Here is a 23,145-nt window from a genome sequence, read left to right as displayed (position 1 = left end):
GCTACGCCGTCGGGCCGTCGACTCCTGAGTCGGCGGCCCGATTCGCGTCGTGCGCGTCGTGCTCCATGTGCCGCGCCTCGCGCCCCTGGATGACCTTCTTCGCGACGAGTGCGAGGATGCCGAAGCCGATGATGATGGCCGCGAAGAGATAGCCGGCCCAGTGGGCCTGACCCGAGAGCTCCCGGTAGGAGCCGGCCGCGGCCGAGCCGACCGACACATAGAGGACGGCCCAGATCGTGCAGGCCGGCGCCGTCCACGCGATGAAGCGCCGGTAGCTCATGGCGCTCATCCCCACCGTCACGGGGATCAGCGAGTGCAGCACCGGGAGGAACCGCGACACGAAGACGGCGGGCCCGCCGCGCCGCGCGAGATAGCGCTCCGCGCGCGCCCAGTTCTGCTCGCCGAGGCGGCGACCGAGCCGCGAATGGCGCAGCCGCGGGCCGAACCACCGGCCGATCGCGAAGCCGACGCTCTCGCCGCACAGCGCGCCCACGATGACGGTCGCGACGAGCGCGACGTACTCGACCGGCCCCTCGACGCCCGTGCTCGCGACGATCACGATCGAGTCGCCCGGGACGACGAGCCCGACGAGGATCGAGGTCTCGAGCAGGATGCCGATGCCGGCCAAGAGCGTCCGCAGGACCGGGTCCACCGAGGAGACGAGGTCGAGGATCCAGGTGAGCGCCTCGTTCACGCCGCTCACCCTAGGGGGAGCGGCTTGCGAAGGGCCGAGAGCCGCCTGCGCCACGCCTCCAGGCGCCCCGGCTGCTCGGCGGTGGCGGGTCCGTCGACCCAGCCGGTCACGATCCGCGGCCCGTGGAGCGCGTTGAGCGCCCACACCTCGAGCCCGTCGAGCTCCTCCGGTCCGCGCCGATCGGGCAGCACCTCGACGCCGAGCGCCGTCGCGAGCCCCGCGAGGCTGCGGAGCGTCACGCTGTCGACGCGCGGGATGTCGGGGTCGGGGATCGCGAGCGCGTCGCCGAGCCACCACACGAGGCAGGTCGTCGAGCCGTCCGCGACCGCGCCGTCGGGCTCGAGGATCACGGCCTCCTCGGTGCCCGCCGCCTGCGCGGCGGTGCGGAGCCGGAGGAGCGCCTCGAGGTCGGGGCCCTTCGTCCGCGGCTCGGTGCGCGGGTCGGGTCCGGGGTGCGTCCACAGGCGGATCGCGCGCCGGAGCTCAGGGGCCGGACGCTCCCGCAGGAGCAGCTGCGGCCTCCACTCGCCGGGCGCCGCCCGAGCGCTCGCCGCCGCCCAGCGCGCCTCGACCCGGGGGAAGCGGGCGCCCTCCCGGCCGATCGAGCGAAGCGCCGCATCCCAGAAGCCCGCCGGGTCGAGCGACTCGAAGGCGGGCGGGAGCGCGCCGAGGAAGCGCTCGCGGTGCAGGTCGATCGCGAGGGCGCGGCCGTCGTCGACGAGCCACGAGTCGGCGACGGCGATCCGCGCGGGGTGGAGGTCGCAGCCCTCGCGAGGCTCGAGGCGGCCGGCCCGCCAGGTGCTCACGACGCCGCTCATAGGATTCAGGGTATGCGCCGACGGCTCCTGCGACACGCGCTCGGGCGCGGGGTCGACCCGGAGGCCCTCGTGCTCGAGCTGTGGGCCGATGCGCCGGGCCTGTTCTGGCTCGACTCCGGCGCCGAGGGCACGCACTATCTCGGCACCGGCACGGAGCTCGCGCTCGGCCCCGATCCGCTCGCCGCCGCCCGGCGCGAGCTCGAGGCGATGCGCGTGCTCGGCACCGACGGCGAGCGGGATGCGCGGCCCGGCCCCGCCTTCCGGCTCGGACTCGTCGGCTGGCTCGGCTACGGCCTCCGCGCGCGCACGACCGCGACGCCGCTCGCGCATCCCTCGCGGCTGCCCGATGCGGCGCTGCTGCGCGTCGACCGCGCCGTCGCCGTGGATGCCGTGAGCGGCGAGGCCGAGCTCCTCGCGCTCGGCGAGGCGTGGTCGGGCGAGCTCGCGGCGTGGCGGGACGAGGTCGAGGCCGCCGTGGCCCGGATCGCGGCGCCCGGGGCGCCCGAGCCGCCGCTCGCGCCCCCGCCTGCCGCCGCGTCCCCGCGCTGGCACCTCGACGACGAGGCCTATCTCGACGCGATCCGCGCCTGCCAGGCCGCGATCGTCGAGGGCGAGGCCTACCAGCTGTGCCTCACGAACGAGGTCGTCGTCGAGGGGGAGCACGACGCGCTCGCGCTCCACCGGCGGCTCCGGCGATCGAGCCCCACCCACCACGGCGCCCTCATCCGCGCGGGCGGGGTCGCGCTCGTGAGCGCGAGCCCCGAGCGCTTCCTCGAGATCGACGCCGAGGGCGGCATCTCGACGAGCCCCATCAAGGGCACCCGCCCGCGCGGCCGCGACGCGGGGGAGGACGCGGTGCTCGCCGCCGAGCTCCTCGCGAGCGAGAAGGAGCGCGCCGAGAACCTCATGATCGTCGACCTCATGCGCAACGACCTCTCGCGCGTCTGCGAGCTCGGCAGCGTGGAGGTGACGCGGCTGCTCGAGGTCGAGCACTACGCGCAGGTCCACCAGCTCGTGAGCACCGTGCGGGGTCGGCTCGCGCCGGGACTCGACGCCCTGGACGCGCTCGCCTCCTGCTTCCCCGCCGGCTCCATGACGGGGGCGCCGAAGCGCCGTGCGACGCAGCTGCTCGACGGGCTCGAGCGGCGGGCGCGCGGGCCCTACTCGGGATGCCTGGGCTGGCTCGGCGCGGACGGCGCGGCCGACCTCGCCATGACGATCCGCACGATCGTCGTCGAGCCGGCGCGCGCGAGCATCGGCTCGGGCGGCGGGATCACGGCGCGCTCGGTGCCCGAGGAGGAGCTCGAGGAGGTCCGGATCAAGGCCCGACCGCTCCTCGCCGCGCTCGGCGCCGAGGGCTGATCCGACCCTCGCCGCGCTCGGCCCGCGGGGTGACTACGCTGGAGGGCGGATCGCCCTCCGCGCCGGCGCTCGCCGAGCCTGCCGCGCCGTCGCCGCATCCGCCTCCACGCTTCCACGATTGAGAGCACCGTGACGCACCACGAGAACGACGAGAACGTCTACGACTTCGACCGCATCCAGGAGAAGTGGCTCCCGGTCTGGGACGAGACGCGGCCCTTCGCGACCGACGACCCCGAGGACAAGCGCCCCCGGAAGTACATCCTCGACATGTTCCCGTACCCCTCCGGCGACCTGCACATGGGCCACGCCGAGGCCTATGCGCTCGGCGACGTCATCGCGCGCTACTGGCGCCAGCGCGGCTTCCGCGTGCTGCACCCCATCGGCTGGGACTCCTTCGGCCTGCCCGCCGAGGGCGCCGCGATCAAGCGCGGCGTCGACCCCCGCGAGTGGACGTACGAGAACATCGCGCAGCAGCGCCAGTCGATGCGCCGCTATGCCGCCTCCTTCGACTGGGACCGCGTCCTCCACACCTCCGACCCCGAGTACTACCGGTGGAACCAGTGGCTGTTCCTGAAGATGTACGAGAAGGGCCTCGCCTACCGCAAGGCGAGCTGGGTCAACTGGTGCCCCTTCGATCAGACGGTGCTCGCGAACGAGCAGGTCGTCGACGGGCGCTGCGAGCGCTGCGACAACCTCGTCGTCAAGAAGCAGCTGACGCAGTGGTACTTCAAGATCACCGACTACGCGGATCGCCTGCTCGACGACCTCAAGCAGCTCGAGGGCTCCTGGCCCTCGAAGGTGCTCGCGATGCAGCGCAACTGGATCGGCCGCTCGACGGGCGCCGACGTCGACTTCGTGATCGAGGGCCGCGAGGCGCGGGTCACCGTCTTCACGACGCGCCCCGACACGCTCTTCGGCGCGACCTTCATGGTCGTCGCCCCCGACTCCGACCTCGCGGCGGAGCTCGCGGCGGGCTCCTCCGCGGAGGTGCGGATGCGGTTCCAGGACTACCTCGAGCAGACGCAGAAGCAGACCGAGATCGAGCGCCAGGACGCCGGCCGCGAGAAGACGGGCGTGTTCCTCGAGCGCTACGCGATCAACCCGGTCAACGGCGAGCGCCTGCCGATCTGGGCGGCCGACTACGTGCTCGCCGACTACGGCCACGGCGCCGTCATGGCCGTGCCGGCGCACGACCAGCGCGACCTCGACTTCGCGCGCCGCTTCGACCTCCCGGTCCGCGTCGTCGTCGACACGAATGCGCCGGTCACCGGCGCGATCCCGGTCATCACGCCCGAGATGCTCGAGGCGGCCGACACCGGCGCGCTGCCGGCGCTGAACCCCGCCGCGACGGGCGAGGCGCTGACCGGCGACGGGCGCCTCATGAACTCGGGCCCGCTCGACGGCCTCTCGAAGTCGAACGCGATCAAGCGCGCGATCGAGCTGCTCGAGTCGGCCGGGACCGGCCGCGCCGCGAAGACCTATCGCCTGCGCGACTGGCTCATCTCGCGCCAGCGCTACTGGGGCACGCCCATCCCGATCCTCCACGAGGAGGACGGCACGATGCACCCGGTGCCCGTCGAGTCGCTGCCGGTCGAGCTGCCGGCGAGCGAGGGGCTCGACCTGCAGCCGAAGGGCACCTCGCCGCTGGGCGCGGCGACCGACTGGGTCGAGACGACGCTGCCCGACGGCACGCCGGTGCGCCGCGACCCGGACACGATGGACACCTTCGTCGACAGCTCCTGGTACTTCCTCCGCTTCCTCTCGCCGAAGGACGACACGCAGGCCTTCGACCCGAAGGAGGCCGAGAAGTGGGCGCCCGTCGACCAGTACGTCGGCGGCGTGACGCACGCGATCCTGCACCTGCTCTACGCGCGCTTCATCACCAAGGTGCTCTTCGACCTCGGCTACGTCTCCTTCACGGAGCCGTTCAGCGCCCTGCTCAACCAGGGCATGGTGCTCATGAACGGCTCGGCGATGTCGAAGAGCCGCGGCAACCTCGTGAAGCTCTCCGACCAGCTCGACGAGCACGGCGTCGACGCCGTCCGCCTCACGATGGCCTTCGCGGGCCCGCCCGAGGACGACATCGACTGGGCCGACGTCTCGCCCGCCGGCAGCGCGAAGTTCCTGGCGCGCGCCTGGCGCATCGCGGGCGAGGTGACGAGCCCGCCCGAGGTCGAGTGGAAGGGCGGGGATGCGGCGCTGCGCCGGCAGACCCACCGCTTCCTGGCCGAGGGGCCGGGGCTCGTGGAGGCCTTCAAGTTCAACGTCGTCGTCGCGCGCCTCATGGAGCTCGTCAACGCGATCCGCAAGACCATCGACAGCGGTCCGGGTGCCGGCGACCCGGCGGTCCGCGAGGCGATCGAGGTCGTCGCCGTCGGGCTCTCGCTGTTCGCGCCCTTCACGGCGGAGGACATGTGGTCGCGCCTCGGCTACGAGGGCACGGTCGCCTTCGCGGGCTGGCGCAAGGCCGACCCGACCCTGCTCGTCGAGGAGGCGGTCACCGCCGTCATCCAGGTCGACGGCAAGGTGCGCGACCGCGTCGAGGTCTCGCCGACGATCGCCTCCGAGGCGCTCGAGCAGCTCGCCCGGCAGTCGGCGGCGGTCATCCGCACGATCGGCGACCGCGAGATCGTCAACGTCGTCGTCCGCGCGCCGCGCGTCGTCAACATCGCCACGAAGGGCTGATCCCTCCACAGATCGGGCGGGAGCGGCGCTCCCGGCGGTGACGCGCTCGTAGCGTTCCCGCATGAGCGCCGCGCCCCAGCCCGACCCGACTCCCCGCGCCCGGTCGAGGGTCGCGGCGGGCGCGGCGCTCATCCTCGTGCTGGCGGGGGTCGCGGCGGCGGTGCTCGCGGCGCTGCTGTCGCCGGGCGGCGCGGTGTCGGAGGTGGGGGCGGCGCCCCTGCCGTCGGCGTCGCCGCCGACGGACTCAGCCGGCTCGACCACGGCCGGCGCCGAGGGCGCGGCGCCGCTGCTCGTGCACGTGCTCGGGCGGGTCCGCGAGCCGGGCGTCTACGAGCTCGCCGCGGGCTCGCGCGCCATGGACGCCGTGGCCGCCGCCGGGGGATTCGCGCGCGGCGCCGACCGCGGGGCGCTCAACCTCGCGAAGCCCGTGACGGACGGCGAGCAGCTGCTCGTGCCGAAGCAGGGCGCCGGGCCGCCGGCCGCGGGCAACGGGGACGCGGGCGGGGCGCCGGCGGTTCCGGGCTCGCCCGCGGCGCCCGGTGCGCCGATCGACCTCAACACGGCGGATGCCGCCGCGCTCGACACCCTGCCGCGGATCGGGCCTGCGATCGCGACCCGCATCCTCCAGTGGCGCGAGGCCAACGGCCGCTTCGCGAGCGTCGAGGATCTGCTCGACGTGCCCGGCATCGGCGAGGCGACGCTCGAGGGCCTCCGCGAGCTCGTCACCGTATGAGCCCGGAGGCGCGGCTCGCGGGGCCGGCGGCCGCCGCCTGGCTCGCGGGGTGGGCGGCCGTCGGGATGCCGACGGGCGCGTCCGGCGCGCTGCTCGGGGTCGCGGTCGCCGGCCTCGCGACGGCGCTCCTGCTCTGCGTGCTCGGGCTGCGACGCCGCCGGGTCCCCGGGCGGTCGCCCGCGCCCTGGCTCGGACTGGTCGCCCTCGCGCTCGCGGCGGCGTCGCTCGTCGCGCTGCAGGTCGCGGCCCGCGGGCCGGCGCGGGCTCCCGAGGCGCTCGCCGCGGGCGGCGCCGTCGCCGTGACGGGCGTCGTGACGGGACCGGGCGCCGAGCGCGTCGAGCTGCAGGTCGAGCGGGTGGAGGGCGAGCCCGCCGCGGCGCCCGTGCTCGTGCTCGGCGAGGGCCTCGAGCGCGCGCGTCTCGGCGAGCGGTGGACGCTCCGGGCGCGGGCGGTCGCCACCGCGCCCGGCGAGCAGCGCTCGGCGATCCTGCGGCCGCTCGGCGAGCCCCGGCGGCTCGCACCGGCGCCGCCCGCGCCGAGCTGGGCGGAGGGGATGCGCGAGGGCTTCCGGCAGCTCGCCGGCACCCTCCCCGGCGCCGGCGGCGCGCTCCTGCCCGGACTCGCGATCGGCGACACCTCCCGGGTCGACGAGTCGCTCGACCAGGCGATGAAGGACAGCTCCCTGAGCCACCTCACGGCCGTGTCGGGCGCCAACTGCGCGGTCGTCGTCGGCCTCGTCGCGGGGCTCGCGGCGGCGCTCGGCGCCGGCCGGCGGGGTCGCATCCTCGCGGCCCTGCTCGCGCTCGGCGCCTTCGTGCTCCTCGTGACGCCCGAGCCGAGCGTCGTGCGGGCGGGCGTCATGGCCGCGGTCGTCCTCCTCGTGCAGGCGCTCGGGCGGCCGGTGCAGGGGCTGCCGGTGCTCGCGCTCGCCGTCCTGGCGCTGCTCGTCGCCGACCCCTGGCACGCGCGGAGCTACGGCTTCGCGCTGTCGGTGCTCGCGACGGGCGGACTGCTCGTGCTCGCGCGCCCGCTCGCCGATCGGCTCGACCGCGTGCTGCCGCGCGCGCTCGCGATCGTGCTCGCCGTGCCGGTCGCGGCGCAGCTCGCCTGCCAGCCGGTCCTCGTGATGCTCGACCCGGCGATCGCGCTCCACGGGGTCGCCGCGAACCTCCTCGCGGGCCCGGCGGCGCCGGTCGCGACCGTCCTCGGCCTCCTCGCCTGCCTGCTCGCGCCGATCGCACCGCCCGTCGCGCTCCTCGTCGCGCAGGCGGCCTGGCTGCCGGCGAGCTGGATCGCGGGCGTCGCCCAGGTCACGGCGGAGCTGCCCGGTGCGCGGCTGCCCTGGCTCGAGGGCGTGCCGGGCGCGCTCGCGCTCGCCGCGGCGACGGCGCTGCTGCTCGCGGCCGTGCTCGCCCGCGTCCGGCCGAGGCTGCGTCGCGGGGTGGCGCTCGGGCTGGGGGCCGCGGCGGCCGCCTACGCCGGCCTCCTCGGCGGCGCCCGCCTCGCCGAGACGGCGGACCGCCCGGCGGACTGGCAGCTCGCCATGTGCGAGGTCGGGCAGGGCGACGCGCTCCTCGTCCGCTCCGGCGGCTCCGTCGCGCTCGTGGACACCGGTCCCGACCCCGCCGCGCTCGGCGACTGCCTCGACGAGCTCGGCATCGGCCGCCTCGAGCTCCTCGTGCTCACCCACTTCGACCTCGATCACGTCGGCGGCGCGGCGGCCGTGCGGGGCCGCGTCGACCGCGTCCTCGTCGGTCCGCCGGACCGGCCCGAGGCGACGCGGACGGCCGAGCTCCTGGCGGCCGGCGGCGCGCGGGTCGAGCAGGTGCAGGCGGGGGCCTCGGGCGAGCTCGGCGGCCACCGGTGGACCGTGCGCTGGCCGCCCGCGCGCGGCGCGCAGCCCGGCAACGAGGCGAGCCTCGTGCTCCACCTCGCGCCGCGCGCGGACTGCGGCCCCTGCCTCTCGGCCGTGCTCCTGGGCGATCTGGGCGCGGAGGCGCAGGCGCGGCTCCTCGGCGCCTGGCGGCCGCCCCGCGTCGACGTCCTCAAGGTCTCGCACCACGGCTCGGCCGACCAGCACGACCCCCTCACGGCCGCGCTCGGCGCTCGGATCGGGCTCATCGGCGTCGGGGAGAACCGCTACGGGCACCCGAGCGACGCCGCCCTCGACGGGCTCCGCGCCGCGGGCACCACCGCGGCGCGCACCGATCGCCAGGGGCTCCTGCTCGTCGCGCCGGCGCTCCGCGGCGGCGGCGTGCGGCTGTGGACGGAGCGCGAAGACCGCGAGCCGTCCGCGTCGGCACCCGCGGCTAGGCTTGAGGGGCTCGCGGCGACCGTCGCGCGCAGCAGGAGGAGGACGGATGGCCGCCGCACCCCAGCGGTCCGGAGGAGCCGGTCGCGCATCCGGGGCGAAGGCGAAGGCCGCCATCCCGCAGCTCGACTGGACCGCCGTCCGTCCGGCGCCCGTCGTCCTCGTCTCCGGGCCCGAGAGCCTCCTCGCGGAGCGCTCGACGCGCATGCTCCGCGACATCCTCCGCGCCGAGGATCCGAGCCTCGAGGTGAGCGACATCGACGCCGGCGGCTACGCGCCCGGCGAGCTCGCGACCTTCGCGAGCCCCTCGCTGTTCGGCGAGCCGCGGCTCATCCGGGTCGACCACGTCGAGAAGTGCACCGACGCCTTCATCGAGGAGGCACTCGCCTACTTCGCGGCACCCGCCGAGGACACCGTCGTCGTGCTCCGGCACGCGAGCGGCGTGCGCGGCAAGAAGCTGCTCGACGCGCTCCGCGGCGGGCTCGGGGGCGGCATCGAGATCGTCTGCGCCGAGCTCAAGCGGGAATCCGACCGCGCCGACTTCGTCGCGGCCGAGTTCCGCATGGCGCAGCGCCGGATCGCGCCGGGTGCGCTCCGCGCCCTCGTCGCGGCCTTCCAGGACGACCTCTCCGAGCTCGCCGCGGCGTGCCGGCAGCTCCTCGCCGACACCATCGACGACGTGACCGAGGCGACCGTGCGCCAGTACTACGGCGGCCGCGTCGAGACGACCGCCTTCGCCGTCGCGGATGCCGCGATCGCCGGCCGTCACGGCGAGGCGCTCGGGCTGCTCCGCCACGCGATCGCCTCCGGCTCCGACCCCGTGCCCATCGTCGCCGCGATCGCGAGCAAGATGCGCACCATGGGCAAGATCTCGGGCGCCCGCGGGAGCTCGGGCGAGCTCGCGAAGCGCTTCGGGCTCGCCCCCTGGCAGGTCGACCGCGCGCGCCGCGACCTCCAGGGCTGGACGGACGAGGGGCTCGGCGCCGTCATCCGCGCGCTCGCCGACACCGACGCGCAGGTCAAGGGCGCGGGCCGCGACCCTGTCTTCGCGCTCGAGCGCCTCATCCGCACCATCGCCGCCCGCGGCCGCGCCTGACCGGCGCCGCCCACCGTCCGGGCTCCGGCCTGCTCCAGCGCCCCGAGATGGGCGTTTCTCCGCACGCGCACCGAGGATCCCCGCCGCGGATGCGGAGAAACGCCCATCTCGGGGGCGCATGAGCCGGAGCCGAGCAGCGCGTGCCGGGAACGCAGAACGCCCCCGCGGGATCCGCGGGGGCGTTCAGTCGAGGTGCTGGGCGATCAGAGCGCCGCGACCTGCTTGGCGATGGCCGACTTGCGGTTCGCCGCCTGGTTCTTGTGGATGACGCCCTTCGACGCCGCCTTGTCGAGGCGCTTCGAGGCGACGAGGAGAGCGGCCGCGGCCTTGTCCTTGTCGCCGGCCGTGACGGCCTCGCGGGTGGAGCGGATCGCGGTCTTGAGCTGGCTCTTGACGGCCTTGTTGCGCTCCTGAGCCTTCTTGTTGGTGCCGATGCGCTTGATCTGCGACTTGATGTTCGCCATGACGGAGTCCGTCGCCTTTCGTAGGTCGTTCGCTGAAATCGTGTGGAGTGCCGTTCCAGCGGTAGAGGGACGCTTCCCGGCGAATCGCGTGGAGGGAACCACACGCAAAACCAACAGGCAACGATACCAGCTCGGCTCCCGGCCCGCGACCGGCGATCAGGCGCTCGGGACGAAGGCCGCCGCGGGGTCCTCGGAGAGCGCCCAGGCGATCCGCTGCCGCGCCTGCTCGCCCAGCTCGGGCAGCGCATCCCGATGGAACCAGCGCGCCTCGAGCGCCTCCCCGTCGACGGGATGCGGATCGCCCGACACCCAGCGGCAGCGCAGCACGATCGTGAGGTACTGCGCCCGGTCGCCGTTCTCGTAGACGACCTGCCCGCTCACGTCGACGCCGGCGACGCGCTCGACCCGCGCCTCGACGCCCGCCTCCTCCGCGACCTCCCGCTCGGCGCACTCGGCGGGCTGCTCGCCCGGCTCGATGATGCCCGCGACGGCATCCCAGCGACCCGTGTCGGCGCGCCGGATCAGCAGCACCTCCTCGCCCCGCACGACCACCGCGACGGCGCCCGAGAGCCAGAGGGGATGCGTCCCCACGCGGGCGCGGAGCTCGACGATGAAGGGCGGGATGGTCATGCGGGCTCCCCGAGGAGGCTGCGGAGGTGGGGCAGGAGCGGGAGGAGCGCCTCGGGGCCGGCGATCGCGTCGCCGAGCGCCGCGCCGCGGATCCGCTCGAGCCGGCCGCGGCGGATCGCGCGCCGCAGCGCGCCCTCCTGGAGCCGGAAGCGGTCCTTCGCGCCGTTCGCGACGACGACGGGCACCTCGATGCGCCGGAGCGCCGCGCGCGTGTCGAGGGCGTGCACGGCGTCCAGCGCCTGCGGGCGGAGCCCCGCGACGACCTCGGCCGCCTGCGCCGACCCGCCGGTGGGGGCCGAGAACGTCTCGGCGGCGAGACGGTTCACGGCCTCGCCGCGATCCGGGAGGAGGCCGGCGACGGCCCCCGCGACGCGGTAGCTGTCGACGAGCCAGCCGAGGGTCTCGGTGCCGATGCCGGCGGCGAGCACGCCCCGCGGCGCGTCCTCGGGGGTGGTGGCGGCGACCTGGATCGCGAGGTGGCCGCCGAGCGCGCGCCCGGCCAGGAGCGGCCCGGCTCCCCGCGAGCCCCCGGCTTCCCGGGCCTCGCGGCAGGCCGCCCGGACCGCCGCCAGCGCCGTCTCGAGCTCGAAGGCCTCCGCGCGCCGCGCGCCGTGGCCGGGCAGCTCCGGCACGCGCACCTCGCGGCCCTCCGCGCGGAGCGCGTCCGCGACCGCCGACCACTCGGCCGCCGCGCCGCCGAGCCCGTGCACGAGGACGACCGCGGCAGACATGGCCTCAGGCTAATCGGCCCGTCCCGGCCCTAGCCTGGAGCCGTGCCGATGCTCGCGCCCCACATCCCCGCCGTGCCGGCCTCCGGCATCCGGCGCATCTTCGAGATCGCGGCCGAGCTCGACGACGTGATCCTCCTGGCGCTCGGCGAGCCGGATGTGCCGGTCGCCCCGCACATCGCGGCCGCGGCGACGGCGGCCTGGGAGCGCGACGACACCGACTACAACCCGAACGGCGGCATCCTCCCGCTCCGGCAGGCGATCGTGCGCAAGCTCGCGCGCGAGAACGACCTCGCCGTGGAGGTCGAGCAGGTGTGGGCGACGATCGGCGCCACCCAGGCGCTCCACCTGGCGATGCAGCTCACCCTCGCGGCCGGGGACGAGGTCCTCGTCCCCGATCCCGGCTACACGACCTTCACGATGAGCGCGCGCATGCTCGACGCCGTCCCCGTGCCGTACTCGCTCGCGCCCGAGCGGGGCTTCGAGCCGAGCCTCGAGGAGCTCGAGCGGCTCGTCACCGACCGCACGCGCATGATCATCGTCAACTCGCCCTCGAACCCGCTCGGCGCGGTGTTCCCGCGAAAGACGCTCGCCGGCCTCCTCGACCTCGCGCGGCGTCACGACCTCTGGGTGCTCTCGGACGAGGTGTACGAGCGCTTCACCTGGGGTGCCCCGCACGTGAGCATCGCGAGCCTCGACGAGGACGACCGCGTGCTCTCCGCCTTCAGCACCTCGAAGACCTACGCCATGACCGGCATCCGCGTCGGCTGGCTCGTGACCCCGCCCGGGCTCTCGGCCGTCATGCGGACGATGCAGGAGACCTCGATCAGCTGCGTCCCGACACCGGGGCAGCACGCGGCGCTCGCCGCGATCGAGGGCGATCAGGCGCATGTGGCGGAGGCCGCCGCGCACTACCGCGGCAACTACGAGGCGGCGGCCGCGCTGCTCGACGAGCGCGGCCTGCGCCATCTCGAGCCGAGCGGCGCCTTCTACCTGTGGGTGGACGTCTCGCACGCGAGCGGCGGCGACGTCGCCGGGTGGGCCGAGCGGCTGCTGCTGCACGAGCGGGTGGCGGTCGCCCCCGGGAGCGCCTTCGGGCGCACGGGCGAGGGATGGATCCGGCTCTGCCTCGCGGCGAGTCGCGAGGACCTGCTGGAGGGGATCCGGCGCCTGCCCGCGCCGGGGGAGGGGAGCGCCGCATGACCGAGCGCATCGTCATCGCCGGGGCGTCCGGCTTCATGGGGCGGAGGTTCCGCGAGCGCTTCGAGGCGGAGGGCGCCGAGGTCCGCACCGTCGGCCGCGCCTTGAGCGGGGCGGACGCGGCCTGGGGCGACGAGGCCGGCATCCGCGCGCTCGTCGAGGGCAGCGACCTGCTGCTCAACCTCGCCGGCAAGAGCGTGAACTGCCGCTACAACGCGGCGAACAGGGCCGAGATCTTCCGCAGCCGGCTCGAGACGACCGCCGAGCTGGGCCGTGTCGTGCAGGCCGCCGACGCGCCGCCGCCCGTCTGGATGAACGCGAGCACCGCCACCATCTACCGGCACGCCGACGACCGGCCGATGACCGAGTCGACGGGTGAGATCGGCACCGGATTCAGCGTGGATGTCGCGACGAGCTGGGAGCGGACCCTCGCCGAGCACGCGCGCGAGGGCGTGCGCCAGGTGGCGCTGCGCATGGCGATCACCCTCGGCGACGGCTCGGCGCTGCGCCCGCTCGTGAACCTCGCCCGCCTCGGCCTCGGCGGCCCCCACATCGGCGGGAAGACGCCCGGCGGCCGGCAGCGCTTCAGCTGGGTGCACCTCGACGACGTCCACCGCGCGATCCGCTTCCTGCAGACGAGCGAGCTCGACGGCGCGGTCAACATCAGCTCGCCGAACCCGTCCACCGACCGCGAGGTCATGGCGACGATCCGCCGCGTCCTGGGCGTGCCCGTCGGCGTCCCGCTCTCCGGCTGGATGCTGGAGCTGGGCTCCGCGGTCATCCGCACCGAGACGGAGCTCATCCTCAAGAGCCGGTGGGTGCTGCCGGAGCGCCTCGAGGCGGCGGGCTTCCGCTTCGCGCACCCCGAGCTCGAGCCGGCGCTGCGCGAGATCCTCGGCCGCCCGGCTCCGTCGCGAGGCTGAGATCGTCTCCCGCCGCCTCCGCCCCCGGGATGAAAGGGGGGCTGGCCCCATGTGCCGGCGCGCGGCGCCTGCGTAGCGTCGAGGACATGACGAACACCGACACCCGCAGCGTCGACGAGCGCGAGCAGACCGAGGTCATCTCGGCCGAGCCGGCCGCCGCCGACCAGCCCGCCCCCGCATCCGCCGCCCCGTCGGCGATCCCGTTCAGCATCACCGCGCTCGTGACCGCGATCGCCGGCATCGTGCTCGGCCAGTGGCTCCTCTCGGGGGCCGCGGTCGTGTTCGGCTTCCTCGGCCACCGCTCGGAGTCCGCCCGCGGCATGTCGACCTGGGGCATCGTCCTCGGTTTCGCGGGCCTCTTCGGCTGGATCCTCGTCGCGATCATGGGCGTCGTGGGCGCCGCCTTCGCGGCCCCGTTCCTGCTCCTGCTCGACGGCGCGAACGGGGGCTTCGCGGGGCTCGACCAGCTGCCCGCCTGGATGGAGGCGCTCGACCCCCGCTAGCGGCCGGCGCGACCCGCACCCGCATCCGGGGCCCGTCCGGCATCGCGCCGGGCGGGCCCCGGCGTCGCTGCACCTGGTCGCGCCCGCGTGATGAGAGAATCGACCGTCATGTCTCCGCGCGCCCTCACCCCACTGCAGCCCGCCGCGACCGATCCGTCGCGCATCCGGAACTTCTGCATCATCGCGCACATCGACCACGGCAAGTCGACCCTCGCGGACCGCATGCTCCAGATCACGGGCGTCGTCGCCGACCGCGACATGCGCGCGCAGTACCTCGACCGCATGGACATCGAGCGCGAGCGCGGCATCACGATCAAGAGCCAGGCGGTGCGGATGCCGTGGCAGCTCGAGCAGGACGCCTACGCGCTCAACATGATCGACACCCCCGGCCACGTCGACTTCAGCTATGAGGTCTCGCGCTCCCTCGCCGCGTGCGAGGGCGCGATCCTCCTCGTGGACGCCGCGCAGGGCATCGAGGCGCAGACCCTCGCGAACCTCTACCTCGCGCTCGAGAACGACCTCGAGATCATCCCCGTCCTCAACAAGATCGACCTCCCGGCGGCCGACCCGGAGAAGTACGCGAAGGAGCTCGCCCAGCTGATCGGCGGCGACCCGGACGACGTGCTGCGGGTCTCCGGCAAGACCGGCCTCGGGGTCGAGGCGCTCCTCGACCGGGTCGTGGAGCGCATCCCCGCCCCCGTCGGCGACGCGGACGCGGCCGCCCGCGCCATGATCTTCGACTCCGTCTACGACCCGTACCGCGGCGTCGTGACCTACGTCCGCATGGTCGACGGCCGGCTGAACCCGCGCGAGCGCATCCAGATGATGTCGACGAAGGCGACCCACGAGATCCTCGAGATCGGCGTCTCCTCGCCCGAGCCGAAGCCCTCGGAGGGGCTCGCGGTCGGCGAGGTCGGCTACCTCATCACGGGCGTGAAGGACGTGCGCCAGTCGAAGGTCGGCGACACGGTCACGACCGCCCGCACCCCCGCGACCGACGCGCTGCCCGGCTACACCGAGCCGCTGCCGATGGTGTTCTCGGGCATCTATCCGATCGACGGCAGCGACTACCCGGACCTCCGCGACGCGCTCGACAAGCTCAAGCTCTCGGACGCGGCCCTCAACTACGAGCCGGAGACCTCGGTCGCGCTCGGCTTCGGATTCCGCTGCGGCTTCCTCGGCCTCCTCCACCTCGAGATCATCACCGAGCGCCTGCGCCGCGAGTTCGACCTCGACCTCATCACGACGGCGCCGAGCGTCATCTACGAGGTGACGACGGAGGACCGGAAGGTCATCACGGTGACCAACCCGAGCGAGTACCCGGGCGGCAAGATCGCGAAGGTCGAGGAGCCGGTCGTGAAGGCCTCGATCCTCGCGCCGAAGGACTACGTCGGCGCCATCATGGAGCTCTGCCAGGGGCGGCGCGGCACCATGAACGGCATGGAGTACCTCGGCGAGGACCGCGTCGAGCTGCACTACACGATGCCGCTCGGCGAGATCGTCTTCGACTTCTTCGACCAGCTCAAGTCGAAGACCGCCGGCTACGCCTCGCTCGACTACGAGCCTGCGGGATCGCAGGAGGCCGACCTCGTGAAGGTCGACATCCTCCTCCAGGGCGATCAGGTGGACGCCTTCTCGGCGATCGTCCACCGCGACAAGGCCTACGCCTACGGCGTGCTCATGACCGGGCGCCTGCGCGAGCTCATCCCTCGCCAGCAGTTCGAGGTCCCCATCCAGGCGGCGATCGGCGCCCGCATCATCGCGCGCGAGTCGATCCGCGCGATGCGCAAGGACGTCCTCGCCAAGTGCTACGGCGGCGACATCACCCGCAAGCGCAAGCTCCTCGAGAAGCAGAAGGAGGGCAAGAAGCGCATGAAGATGGTCGGCCGCGTGGAGGTCCCCCAGGAGGCGTTCATCGCCGCGCTCTCGGGCGACACGGAGTCCGCGAAGAAGAAGTAGGCGTGCGTCACGCGCCTGGTCCGGCGGCGACCTCGAAGGTCCCCAGGTCCGGTGCGATGCGGGCGTCATCCTCGCCGAACCAGGTGAGGGCGACGCCGGCGAGTCGGCCGCGACGGGTCTCCAGGTCGAGGTGCACCTGCTGCTCCTCGCTCCACGCGGTCACCTGTGCCCGGCCGCTCGCTGGATGGCTGTCATCCGGGACCGCGAGCGAGAACTCCAGACATCCGCACGGACAGCGTTCCGTCACCACCGCCCTGCGAGCCTGGTCGCGGTACTCCGCGACGCCGGGGAAGTCGACGGAGAGCAGCAGCTCCAGGACCGCACGCTCCGTCTCGGTGGGGGCGCGAGGGAGGTCCGGCATGCCGCTCATGCTCCCATCCGCGAGGGGGACGGGGCGGTCGCGCCGCGCCGCTCCAGTAGCACGCGTATCCTCGTACGGTGATGCGAGCGAGAAGCCGGGCCCCGCGGTGACCCGCCCGCCGCTCTGGGAGCAGAGCGTCACCTACGGCGCGGTCGGGGCGACGCGCGCCGCCGACCTGCTCGAGTACCCGCCCGCCGGCTACCGCCCGCTCGAGCGTCGCGTGCGCATCGGGCACGGCGAGGACCGCTGGCGCCACGCCTGGTCGCAGACGCTGAGCTGGGGCATCCAGCGCCGCTCGGGATTCCGCGTGCGGGTCGACGAGGCCCCCGCGGAGGTCAGCGAGGCGACCTACATCCCGGTCGGCTACGACGAGGCCGGCCAGCCGGTGGCGCCCGCGGCGGTCGAGGGCGCGGGGGAGGCGGCGTTCGGCCCCGAGGGCGAGTCGCTGATCCGCCCCGGCGACTCGGCGCGGCTCGGCATCCCCGTCTGGCCGATCCGCTTCGACTTCCCGGCGCGCGTCGTCTACGTCGTCGACGAGCCGGACCGCAAGGGCTTCGCGTACGGCACGCTGCCGGGGCACGCGGAGGAGGGCGAGGAGGCCTTCCTCGTGAGCCGCGGGGGCGACGGCAGCGTGTGGGTGACGATCCGCGCCTTCTCCCGGCCGGCCGGCTGGTGGTGGCTGCTCGCCCCCGCGCTCCGCATCGCGCAGGCGTACTACACCTCGCGCTACCTCCGCGCGCTCATGGGCCCGATCCCGGGACAGGCCGCCGAGGGCGGCGGCCGCCGCGAGGTGACGGCATGAGCGCGTCCCGCCCCCTGCCCTACCCGCGCGCGGGCGCGACGCGCGACGCCGAGATCCTCTCCGACCCGCCCCGCGGCTTCCGGGCGCGCGAGCGCCGGGCCGCGATCGGCTCGGGCGAGGCGCACTGGGAGCTCGCGCGGCGCCAGGTGCTGAGCTGGGGCGTCAAGGAGCTCGCGGGCTTCGGGGTGCTCACCGACTCCCGCGTCGACGGGCGCGTGAGCCCGGGCGATCCGGCCGAGCTCCGCTACCCGGTGCTCGGGATGACGCTCCGCGAGCCGGTGCAGGTCGTCTGGGTCGAGGATGCGCGCCGCCGCGCCGGCTTCGGCTACGGCACGATGCCCGGCCACCCGCTCCGCGGCGAGGAGGCCTTCCTCCTCGAGTGGGGCGAGGACGACGTCGTGCGCCTCACGGTGCGCAGCTTCTCGCGCCCCGCGGGCCTCTGGCGGCTGCTCGCGCTGCCGCTCCGCCTCGCGCAGCGGGGGATGACGCGCCGCTACCTGCGCCGGCTCGCGCGGTCGATGCGCGACGGGTCCGCGGGCGACCGGTCCGCGCGCGACGGGTCCGCGCGCGACGGGTCGGGGGGCTGATGCCGAGCGCGCTGCCGCTCGGCGACCCGGCGCCCGCCGACGGGCTGCTTCCCGCCTCCGCCGCGGTGGGCGCCGCCGAGCGCGCCTTCGGCGTCTACCTGCACGTGCCGTTCTGCCGGGTGCGCTGCGGCTACTGCGACTTCAACACCTATACGGCGAGCGAGATCCGCGGGGTCACGCAGTCCGACTACGCGGGCCAGGCGCTCGAGGAGATCGCGCTCGCACGCCGGGTGCTGGATGCGGCGGGCGCGGGCGGGCGTCCGGCCTCCACCGTCTTCCTCGGCGGCGGCACGCCGACGCTGCTGCCGACGGACGACCTCGCCGCGATGCTCGACGGCGTGCGCGGCGCGTGGGGGCTCGCGCCGGACGCCGAGGTGACGACGGAGGCGAACCCCGACTCCGTGGATCGGGATGCGCTGCACCGCCTCGCGGACGCGGGCTTCACGCGCGTCAGCTTCGGGATGCAGTCGGCGGTGCCGCACGTGCTCGCGGTCCTCGAGCGCACGCACGACCCGGAGCGCGTGCCGCGCGTCGTCGAGTGGGCGCGCGAGGCGGGGCTCCAGGTCAGCCTGGATCTCATCTACGGGACCCCGGGGGAGCGGCCGGAGGACTGGTCGGCCTCGCTCGAGATGGCGATCGCGCAGCGTCCGGACCATCTCTCCGCCTACGCGCTCATCGTCGAGGACGGCACGAAGCTGGCGCGGCAGATCTCGCGCGGCGAGGTGCCGCCGATCGACGACGACCTCCACGCCGACCTGTACGAGATGGCGGATGACGCGCTCGCCGCCGCCGGCTACGGCTGGTACGAGGTGAGCAACTGGGCCCGCGACGACGCGCACCGCTCGCGCCACAACCTCGCGTACTGGACTGGCGAGGACTGGTGGGGCATCGGCCCGGGCGCCCACAGCCACGTCGGCGGGGTCCGCTGGTGGAACGTCAAGCATCCGGCCGCGTACGCCGGGCGCCTCGCGGAGGGCGCCTCGCCCGCGCACGGCCGCGAGACGCTCGACGCCGAGACGCGCCGCGTCGAGCGGGTGCTGCTCGAGACCCGCATCGCCGACGGGCTGGATGCGGCGGTGCTGGATGCGGACGGCCGGCAGGAGCTCGCGGGCCTCATCGCGGAGGGCCTCGTCGAGGGCCGCGCCGCGATCGCGGGACGCGTCGTGCTGACGCGGCGGGGGCGGCTGCTCGCCGACGCCGTCGTGCGACGCCTCCTCGGCGGCTGAGGCGGGGCCCTCACCGGACCCCGCCGCAGCGACTCGGGCGCCTCAGCGCACGAAGGTGATGGCGAGCGGGTAGCGGTAGCTCTGGCCGCGGTTCGCGGCGATCGCCGCCATGATGCCGAAGATGATGACGAGGATGCCGGCGGCGAGCGGGACGAGGTAGAACACGGCCCCGATGATGACGAGCGAGCCGACGGTGCCGAGGATCCAGCCGCCGATGTACGCGATGAGCATCGTGAGCTGGAAGTTCAGGGCCGTCGCGGTGTGCTCGCGCACGAATCCGCCGCGCTCGCGGAGCACGAGGTAGCCGACGAGCGCGGGCACGAAGCTGAAGAGGATTCCGCCGACGTGGATGAGCGTCGCCCACATCCGCTGGTCCTCGGGGCGCAGCGGCTGCGGCGGCGCGGGCGGCGGGTACGCGCCGGGCTGGCCGTATCCGGGCTGCTGGCCGTACCCGGGCTGCTGCGCGCCGGGCTGCGACGGGGGCGGGGTCGGCGCGCCGGCGCCGTAGGGGGAGGCGCCGGGCGGGGTGCCGGGCTGGCCGCCCTGCTCGGGCTGCTCGGGCTGCGGGGGCTGCGTCGGATCCGTCATGCCCTCAACTTAACGCGAAAGCGGGCCGGATGAGGCATCCGGCCCGCTGCGATCCGCGATGTTACTTGATGAGGCGGATGGCGAAGGGGTAGCGGTAGCTGACGCCGTCCTTCGCCTTCAGGAAGCCCTGGATCGAGAAGATGATGGAGACGATCCACATCGCGAGCGAGATGAACGCGCCGATGAGGATGACCGAGAGGATGCTGCCCACGACGTAGACGATGAGCGCGGTGATCTGGAAGTTCAGCGCCTCCTTGGCCTCCACGTTCGTGAACGCGCCGCGGTCCTTGAAGACGAGCCAGATGATGAGGGCCGGCAGGAAGCCGATGATGCCGCCGAGGTGCGCGAAGGACGCGTACTGCCGGTCGTCGGCCTCGGAGAGCGGAGCGGCCGGAGCGGCCGGGGGCGTGGTGGACATGCGCGATGCCTTTCGGATGGGAGGGTCTCTCGCCGAACGGGCACGAGGTTCCCAGCCTCGCTCGACTGACGACAACCTAGCGGCACGCGGTTGGGGGGTGCAACGCCTGTGGACAAATGCCTCGCGCTACACTTGGCAGTCTGTCAGAGCGAGTGCCAGAGCGAGATCGGGGAGGTGCCGCATGGTCTCCGAGCGCAGCCTCGCGGTCCTCCGCGCCATCGTGCTCGACTACGTCTCCTCCAGCGAGCCGGTCGGCTCGAAGGGCATCGTCGACCGCCACGCCTTCGGCGTCTCCGCGGCGACCATCCGCAACGACATGGCGCTCCTCGAGGAGGAGGAGCTGATCGCCGCCCCGCACACCTCCTCCGGCCGCGTCCCCACCGACAAGGGCTACCGCCTCTTCGTCGACCAGCTCGCCGACCTCCGACCGCTGAGCCCCGCGCAGCGTCACGCGATCGAGGCCTTCCTCGGGCAGGCGGTCGACTTCGACGACGTGCTCGGCCGCACCGTCCGCCTCCTCGCGCAGCTCACGAACCAGGCGGCGCTCGTGCAGTACCCGAGCTTCGGCACGGCCCGCGTCCGGCACGTCGAGCTCGTGCCGCTCGGCCCGCAGCGGCTCATGACGGTGCTCATCACCGACACCGGCCGCGTCGACCAGCACCTCCTCGACACGGCCGAGCCCGTGGATGCGGAGCAGCTGCAGGCGCTCCGCGCGCGGCTCAACGAGGCGATCGACGGCCGCGCCCTCGGCGACGCCGGCCCGCTCCTCGCGGCCCTCCCCGACTCCCTCCCGCCCGAGGCGCAGGCGCTCGGCCGCGCCGTCGTGGAGGCCGTCGCCGAGCAGGTGCAGGCGAACCGCCAGGATCGCCTCGTCATGGCCGGCACCGCGAACCTGGCGCGCACCGAGCGCGACTTCGGCGGCTCCATCTACCCTGTCCTGGAGGCCATCGAGGAGCAGGTCACCCTGCTCAGGCTCTTCGGCGAGATGGAGCTCGACGGCCTCGAGCTCTCGACGAGCATCGGGCGCGAGAACGCGGGCTCCGCGCTCGAGCAGGCGAGCATCGTCTCGGGACGCTACAGCGCCTCGGGCGGCGGATCCGCCCGTATCGGCGTCGTGGGCCCCATGCGCATGGACTACTCGAACAACATCGCCGCGGTGCGGGCCGTCGCCCGCTACCTCTCGCGGCTCCTGGGTGAGGATTAGGAAGCTTTGGCAGCAGACCACTACGAGGTGCTCGGCGTCGCGCGCGACGCGAGCCCCGAGGACATCAAGAAGGCGTACCGCCGGCTCGCCCGCGAGCTGCACCCCGACGTCAACCCGAGCGGGGAGGCGGCCGAGCGCTTCAAGGACGTCACCCACGCCTACGACGTGCTGAGCGATCCCGCCCAGCGCGAGCGCTACGACATGGGGGATGCCGCGAGCTTCGGCTCGGGGAGCTTCGGCTTCGGCGACATCTTCGAGACCTTCTTCGGCGCCGCGCAGCGCTCGCAGGGGCCGCGCTCGCGCACCGAGCGCGGTCAGGACGCGCTGCTGCGCATCGAGATCGACCTCGACGAGGTCGTGTTCGGCACCTCGCGCGACGTCGAGGTCGACACGGCGGTGCGCTGCGAGACCTGCGACGGCAGCTGCTGCGCGCCCGGCACGAGCGTCGTGAGCTGCGACATGTGCCGCGGCACGGGCCAGATCCAGCGCGCCGTCCGCTCCATGCTCGGCAACGTCATGACCTCGGCGCCGTGCGGCACCTGCCGCGGCTACGGCACCGTCATCCCGAACCCCTGCGCGAGCTGCGCCGGCCAGGGCCGGGTCCGCGCGAAGCGCTCGATCGGCGTCGACGTGCCGGCGGGCGTCGACACGGGGATGCGCATCCACCTCCCGGGCGAGGGCGAGGCCGGCCCCGCGGGCGGGCTCAACGGCGACCTCTACCTCGAGGTCAAGGTCAAGCACCACGACACCTTCAGCCGCTCGGGCGACGACCTCCTCGCGACCGTCGAGGTGCAGATGACCGATGCCGTGCTCGGCACGGAGACCGTCCTCACGGGGCTCGACGGCGACATCCCCGTCTCGATCAAGGCGGGCACGCAGTCGGCCGACATCATCACGATCAAGGAGCGCGGCGTGACGCGCCTGCGCGGCGGCGGGCGCGGCGACCTCAAGGTCGGCGTGCAGGTCGTGACGCCCGTGCGCCTCAACAGCCGCGAGCAGCAGATCCTCGAGCAGTTCGCCGCGAGCCGCCCCCCGATCAAGCCCGAGTTCTCGACCTTCCAGCAGGGGCTCTTCGCGAAGCTGCGCGACCGCTTCCTCAACCTCTAGCGGCACGATGGCCTGGCTCTACCTCGACCCCGAGCTCGACCGCTCGCTCGCGCGGGTGGGCGCGCACGTCGGCATCTCGGGCGAGGAGGCGCGGCACGCGGTCCAGGTCGCGCGCACCCGCCTCGGCGAGCGCGTGTCGATCGGCGACGGGACGGGCCTGATCCTCGAGGGCGAGGTCGTGCAGGCGGATGCCGCGGGGCTCGCGATCCGGGTCGAGCGCGTCGTCGAGGAGCCGGTGCGGCTGCCGGAGCTCTGGCTCGCGCAGGCGCTCGCGAAGGGCGACCGGGACGAGCTGGCGGTGCAGGCGGCGACCGAGCTCGGCGCGACCGGCATCCTGCCCTGGCAGGCGGAGCGCAGCGTCTCCCGCTGGGCGGGGCCGAAGGCGGAGAAGGGCCGCGCCCGCTGGGGCGCGATCGTGCGGGAGGCCTCGAAGCAGGCGATCCGCGCGCACGTGCCCGAGGTCGCGCCGCTCGCCTCGACCGCCGAGCTCGCCGCCTTCGACGGGCTCGTCGTCGTGCTCGACCCCCGGGCGGGCGAGTCGCTCATGGAGCTCGAGCCGCAGGGGGTCCGCCGCATCCTCCTCGTCGTGGGCCCCGAGGGCGGCATCTCCCCGCGCGAGCTCGAGACCCTGGCGGCCGCGGGCGCGCGCCCCATGCGGATCGGCGGCGCCGTGCTGCGCACCTCGACGGCGGGACCGGCGGCGCTCGCCGTGCTCAACACCCGCCTCGCCCGCTGGTGAGGGCGT

General features: G+C 74.4%; 22 protein-coding genes and 1 pseudogene. 15 read left to right on the top strand and 8 right to left on the bottom strand.

The window, feature by feature from the left end; all coding sequences use genetic code 11:
• Position 1 precedes the first annotated feature (1 nt).
• Positions 2-694, bottom strand: a complete 693-nt coding sequence (locus tag OF852_RS05055; protein WP_271120714.1) for a DedA family protein — start codon at positions 692-694, stop codon at positions 2-4.
• A 5-nt stretch (positions 695-699) separates the two neighbouring features.
• Positions 700-1,512, bottom strand: coding sequence for an aminotransferase class IV (locus OF852_RS05050; protein ID WP_271120713.1), 813 nt, complete (start codon positions 1,510-1,512; stop codon positions 700-702).
• Between the two features lie 12 nt (positions 1,513-1,524).
• On the opposite strand from OF852_RS05050, the gene OF852_RS05045 reads away from it, so the two are divergent.
• From OF852_RS05045 to holA, 5 genes and pseudogenes are all read left to right on the top strand, one after another.
• Positions 1,525-2,874: an anthranilate synthase component I family protein gene (locus tag OF852_RS05045; RefSeq protein WP_271120712.1), complete on the top strand. Its 1,350-nt coding sequence runs from the start codon at positions 1,525-1,527 to the stop codon at positions 2,872-2,874.
• Positions 2,875-3,003: 129 nt separating this feature from the next.
• A complete protein-coding gene (gene leuS, locus OF852_RS05040) occupies positions 3,004-5,559 on the top strand; it encodes a leucine--tRNA ligase (protein WP_271120711.1) in 2,556 nt (851 codons plus the stop codon).
• Positions 5,560-5,620: 61 nt separating this feature from the next.
• The gene (locus OF852_RS05035; RefSeq protein WP_271120710.1) at positions 5,621-6,292 is read left to right on the top strand and encodes a ComEA family DNA-binding protein; all 672 of its coding nucleotides are present in this window, start codon (positions 5,621-5,623) and stop codon (positions 6,290-6,292) included.
• Positions 6,289-8,112, top strand: a pseudogene (locus tag OF852_RS14000) (ComEC/Rec2 family competence protein); the annotation flags it as partial. The gene OF852_RS05035 and the pseudogene OF852_RS14000, both read left to right, overlap by 4 nt.
• Positions 8,113-8,653: 541 nt before the next feature.
• Positions 8,654-9,700: a DNA polymerase III subunit delta gene (gene holA, locus OF852_RS05025; RefSeq protein ID WP_271120709.1), complete on the top strand. Its 1,047-nt coding sequence runs from the start codon at positions 8,654-8,656 to the stop codon at positions 9,698-9,700.
• Between the two features lie 203 nt (positions 9,701-9,903).
• Here holA and rpsT read toward each other — a convergent pair whose 3' ends face one another.
• The 3 genes from rpsT to OF852_RS05010 all read right to left on the bottom strand — a co-directional run bounded on the left by rpsT (position 9,904) and on the right by OF852_RS05010 (position 11,525).
• Positions 9,904-10,164 carry a 30S ribosomal protein S20 gene (gene rpsT, locus OF852_RS05020; protein ID WP_271120708.1) on the bottom strand — a complete coding sequence of 87 codons (261 nt, stop codon included), beginning with the start codon at positions 10,162-10,164 and terminating at the stop codon, positions 9,904-9,906.
• A gap of 156 nt (positions 10,165-10,320) precedes the next feature.
• Positions 10,321-10,794, bottom strand: coding sequence for an NUDIX hydrolase (locus OF852_RS05015; protein WP_271120707.1), 474 nt, complete (start codon positions 10,792-10,794; stop codon positions 10,321-10,323).
• On the bottom strand, positions 10,791-11,525 hold the full coding sequence (locus OF852_RS05010; RefSeq protein WP_271120706.1) for an alpha/beta fold hydrolase: 735 nt from the start codon (positions 11,523-11,525) through the stop codon (positions 10,791-10,793). Before OF852_RS05010 ends, OF852_RS05015 begins: the two co-directional genes overlap by 4 nt.
• Positions 11,526-11,573: 48 nt before the next feature.
• On the opposite strand from OF852_RS05010, the gene OF852_RS05005 reads away from it, so the two are divergent.
• The 4 genes from OF852_RS05005 (at position 11,574) to lepA (ending at position 16,107) form a co-directional block, all read left to right on the top strand.
• Positions 11,574-12,725 carry a pyridoxal phosphate-dependent aminotransferase gene (locus OF852_RS05005; RefSeq protein WP_333781473.1) on the top strand — a complete coding sequence of 384 codons (1,152 nt, stop codon included), beginning with the start codon at positions 11,574-11,576 and terminating at the stop codon, positions 12,723-12,725.
• Entirely contained in the window at positions 12,722-13,645 is a 924-nt protein-coding gene (locus OF852_RS05000) for a TIGR01777 family oxidoreductase (RefSeq protein WP_271120704.1), read from the top strand. Before OF852_RS05005 ends, OF852_RS05000 begins: the two co-directional genes overlap by 4 nt.
• An 86-nt stretch (positions 13,646-13,731) precedes the next feature.
• Positions 13,732-14,148: a DUF4190 domain-containing protein gene (locus tag OF852_RS04995; RefSeq protein WP_271120703.1), complete on the top strand. Its 417-nt coding sequence runs from the start codon at positions 13,732-13,734 to the stop codon at positions 14,146-14,148.
• Between the two features lie 108 nt (positions 14,149-14,256).
• The gene (lepA, locus tag OF852_RS04990; RefSeq protein ID WP_271120702.1) at positions 14,257-16,107 is read left to right on the top strand and encodes a translation elongation factor 4; all 1,851 of its coding nucleotides are present in this window, start codon (positions 14,257-14,259) and stop codon (positions 16,105-16,107) included.
• Positions 16,108-16,114: 7 nt separating this feature from the next.
• Here lepA and OF852_RS04985 read toward each other — a convergent pair whose 3' ends face one another.
• Entirely contained in the window at positions 16,115-16,477 is a 363-nt protein-coding gene (locus tag OF852_RS04985) for a hypothetical protein (RefSeq protein WP_271120701.1), read from the bottom strand.
• 97 nt (positions 16,478-16,574) lie between these two features.
• Here OF852_RS04985 and OF852_RS04980 point away from each other — a divergent pair, with 97 nt between their 5' ends.
• Genes OF852_RS04980 through hemW form a run of 3 tightly spaced genes read left to right on the top strand, consistent with a single transcriptional unit; the run spans position 16,575 to position 19,083 of the window.
• A complete protein-coding gene (locus OF852_RS04980) occupies positions 16,575-17,270 on the top strand; it encodes a DUF1990 family protein (RefSeq protein WP_271120700.1) in 696 nt (231 codons plus the stop codon).
• Positions 17,267-17,857, top strand: a complete 591-nt coding sequence (locus tag OF852_RS04975; protein ID WP_271120699.1) for a DUF1990 family protein — start codon at positions 17,267-17,269, stop codon at positions 17,855-17,857. Before OF852_RS04980 ends, OF852_RS04975 begins: the two co-directional genes overlap by 4 nt.
• Complete coding sequence (gene hemW / locus OF852_RS04970) at positions 17,857-19,083, top strand: radical SAM family heme chaperone HemW (protein ID WP_271120698.1); 1,227 nt, start codon at positions 17,857-17,859, stop codon at positions 19,081-19,083. Before OF852_RS04975 ends, hemW begins: the two co-directional genes overlap by 1 nt.
• Before the next feature lie 42 nt (positions 19,084-19,125).
• Here hemW and OF852_RS04965 read toward each other — a convergent pair whose 3' ends face one another.
• Both OF852_RS04965 and OF852_RS04960 read right to left on the bottom strand, forming a co-directional pair.
• A complete protein-coding gene (locus OF852_RS04965; RefSeq protein ID WP_271120697.1) occupies positions 19,126-19,671 on the bottom strand; it encodes a DUF4870 domain-containing protein in 546 nt (181 codons plus the stop codon).
• 61 nt (positions 19,672-19,732) lie between these two features.
• Positions 19,733-20,089: a DUF4870 domain-containing protein gene (locus tag OF852_RS04960; protein ID WP_271120696.1), complete on the bottom strand. Its 357-nt coding sequence runs from the start codon at positions 20,087-20,089 to the stop codon at positions 19,733-19,735.
• Between the two features lie 181 nt (positions 20,090-20,270).
• On the opposite strand from OF852_RS04960, the gene hrcA reads away from it, so the two are divergent.
• From hrcA to OF852_RS04945, 3 genes are read left to right on the top strand one after another with little or no spacing between them, the layout of a single operon-like run.
• Positions 20,271-21,293, top strand: coding sequence for a heat-inducible transcriptional repressor HrcA (gene hrcA / locus OF852_RS04955; RefSeq protein WP_271120695.1), 1,023 nt, complete (start codon positions 20,271-20,273; stop codon positions 21,291-21,293).
• A 6-nt stretch (positions 21,294-21,299) separates the two neighbouring features.
• Entirely contained in the window at positions 21,300-22,400 is a 1,101-nt protein-coding gene (dnaJ, locus tag OF852_RS04950) for a molecular chaperone DnaJ (protein ID WP_271120694.1), read from the top strand.
• A 7-nt stretch (positions 22,401-22,407) separates the two neighbouring features.
• Positions 22,408-23,139 carry a 16S rRNA (uracil(1498)-N(3))-methyltransferase gene (locus OF852_RS04945; protein WP_271120693.1) on the top strand — a complete coding sequence of 244 codons (732 nt, stop codon included), beginning with the start codon at positions 22,408-22,410 and terminating at the stop codon, positions 23,137-23,139.
• Positions 23,140-23,145: the final 6 nt, after the last annotated feature.

Source organism: Homoserinibacter sp. YIM 151385, from assembly GCF_027912415.1.
Classification (GTDB): domain Bacteria; phylum Actinomycetota; class Actinomycetes; order Actinomycetales; family Microbacteriaceae; genus Schumannella.
Note: the sequence above shows the minus strand (reverse complement) of the source record. Positions and strands in the feature narration are given on the sequence as shown.

Bases quoted from the DNA above. Each gene is read 5' to 3' on its own strand.
- OF852_RS05050 (WP_271120713.1), bottom strand. From the start codon at position 1,512: ATGAGCGGCGTCGTGAGCACCTGGCGGGCCGGCCGCCTCGAGCCTCGC.
- OF852_RS05045 (WP_271120712.1), top strand. From the start codon at position 1,525: ATGCGCCGACGGCTCCTGCGACACGCGCTCGGGCGCGGGGTCGACCCG.
- OF852_RS05035 (WP_271120710.1), top strand. From the start codon at position 5,621: ATGAGCGCCGCGCCCCAGCCCGACCCGACTCCCCGCGCCCGGTCGAGG.
- holA (WP_271120709.1), top strand. From the start codon at position 8,654: ATGGCCGCCGCACCCCAGCGGTCCGGAGGAGCCGGTCGCGCATCCGGG.
- rpsT (WP_271120708.1), bottom strand. From the start codon at position 10,164: ATGGCGAACATCAAGTCGCAGATCAAGCGCATCGGCACCAACAAGAAG.
- OF852_RS05015 (WP_271120707.1), bottom strand. From the start codon at position 10,794: ATGACCATCCCGCCCTTCATCGTCGAGCTCCGCGCCCGCGTGGGGACG.
- OF852_RS05010 (WP_271120706.1), bottom strand. From the start codon at position 11,525: ATGTCTGCCGCGGTCGTCCTCGTGCACGGGCTCGGCGGCGCGGCGGCC.
- OF852_RS05005 (WP_333781473.1), top strand. From the start codon at position 11,574: ATGCTCGCGCCCCACATCCCCGCCGTGCCGGCCTCCGGCATCCGGCGC.
- OF852_RS05000 (WP_271120704.1), top strand. From the start codon at position 12,722: ATGACCGAGCGCATCGTCATCGCCGGGGCGTCCGGCTTCATGGGGCGG.
- OF852_RS04995 (WP_271120703.1), top strand. From the start codon at position 13,732: ATGACGAACACCGACACCCGCAGCGTCGACGAGCGCGAGCAGACCGAG.
- lepA (WP_271120702.1), top strand. From the start codon at position 14,257: ATGTCTCCGCGCGCCCTCACCCCACTGCAGCCCGCCGCGACCGATCCG.
- OF852_RS04985 (WP_271120701.1), bottom strand. From the start codon at position 16,477: ATGAGCGGCATGCCGGACCTCCCTCGCGCCCCCACCGAGACGGAGCGT.
- OF852_RS04975 (WP_271120699.1), top strand. From the start codon at position 17,267: ATGAGCGCGTCCCGCCCCCTGCCCTACCCGCGCGCGGGCGCGACGCGC.
- hemW (WP_271120698.1), top strand. From the start codon at position 17,857: ATGCCGAGCGCGCTGCCGCTCGGCGACCCGGCGCCCGCCGACGGGCTG.
- OF852_RS04965 (WP_271120697.1), bottom strand. From the start codon at position 19,671: ATGACGGATCCGACGCAGCCCCCGCAGCCCGAGCAGCCCGAGCAGGGC.
- OF852_RS04960 (WP_271120696.1), bottom strand. From the start codon at position 20,089: ATGTCCACCACGCCCCCGGCCGCTCCGGCCGCTCCGCTCTCCGAGGCC.
- hrcA (WP_271120695.1), top strand. From the start codon at position 20,271: ATGGTCTCCGAGCGCAGCCTCGCGGTCCTCCGCGCCATCGTGCTCGAC.
- OF852_RS04945 (WP_271120693.1), top strand. From the start codon at position 22,408: ATGGCCTGGCTCTACCTCGACCCCGAGCTCGACCGCTCGCTCGCGCGG.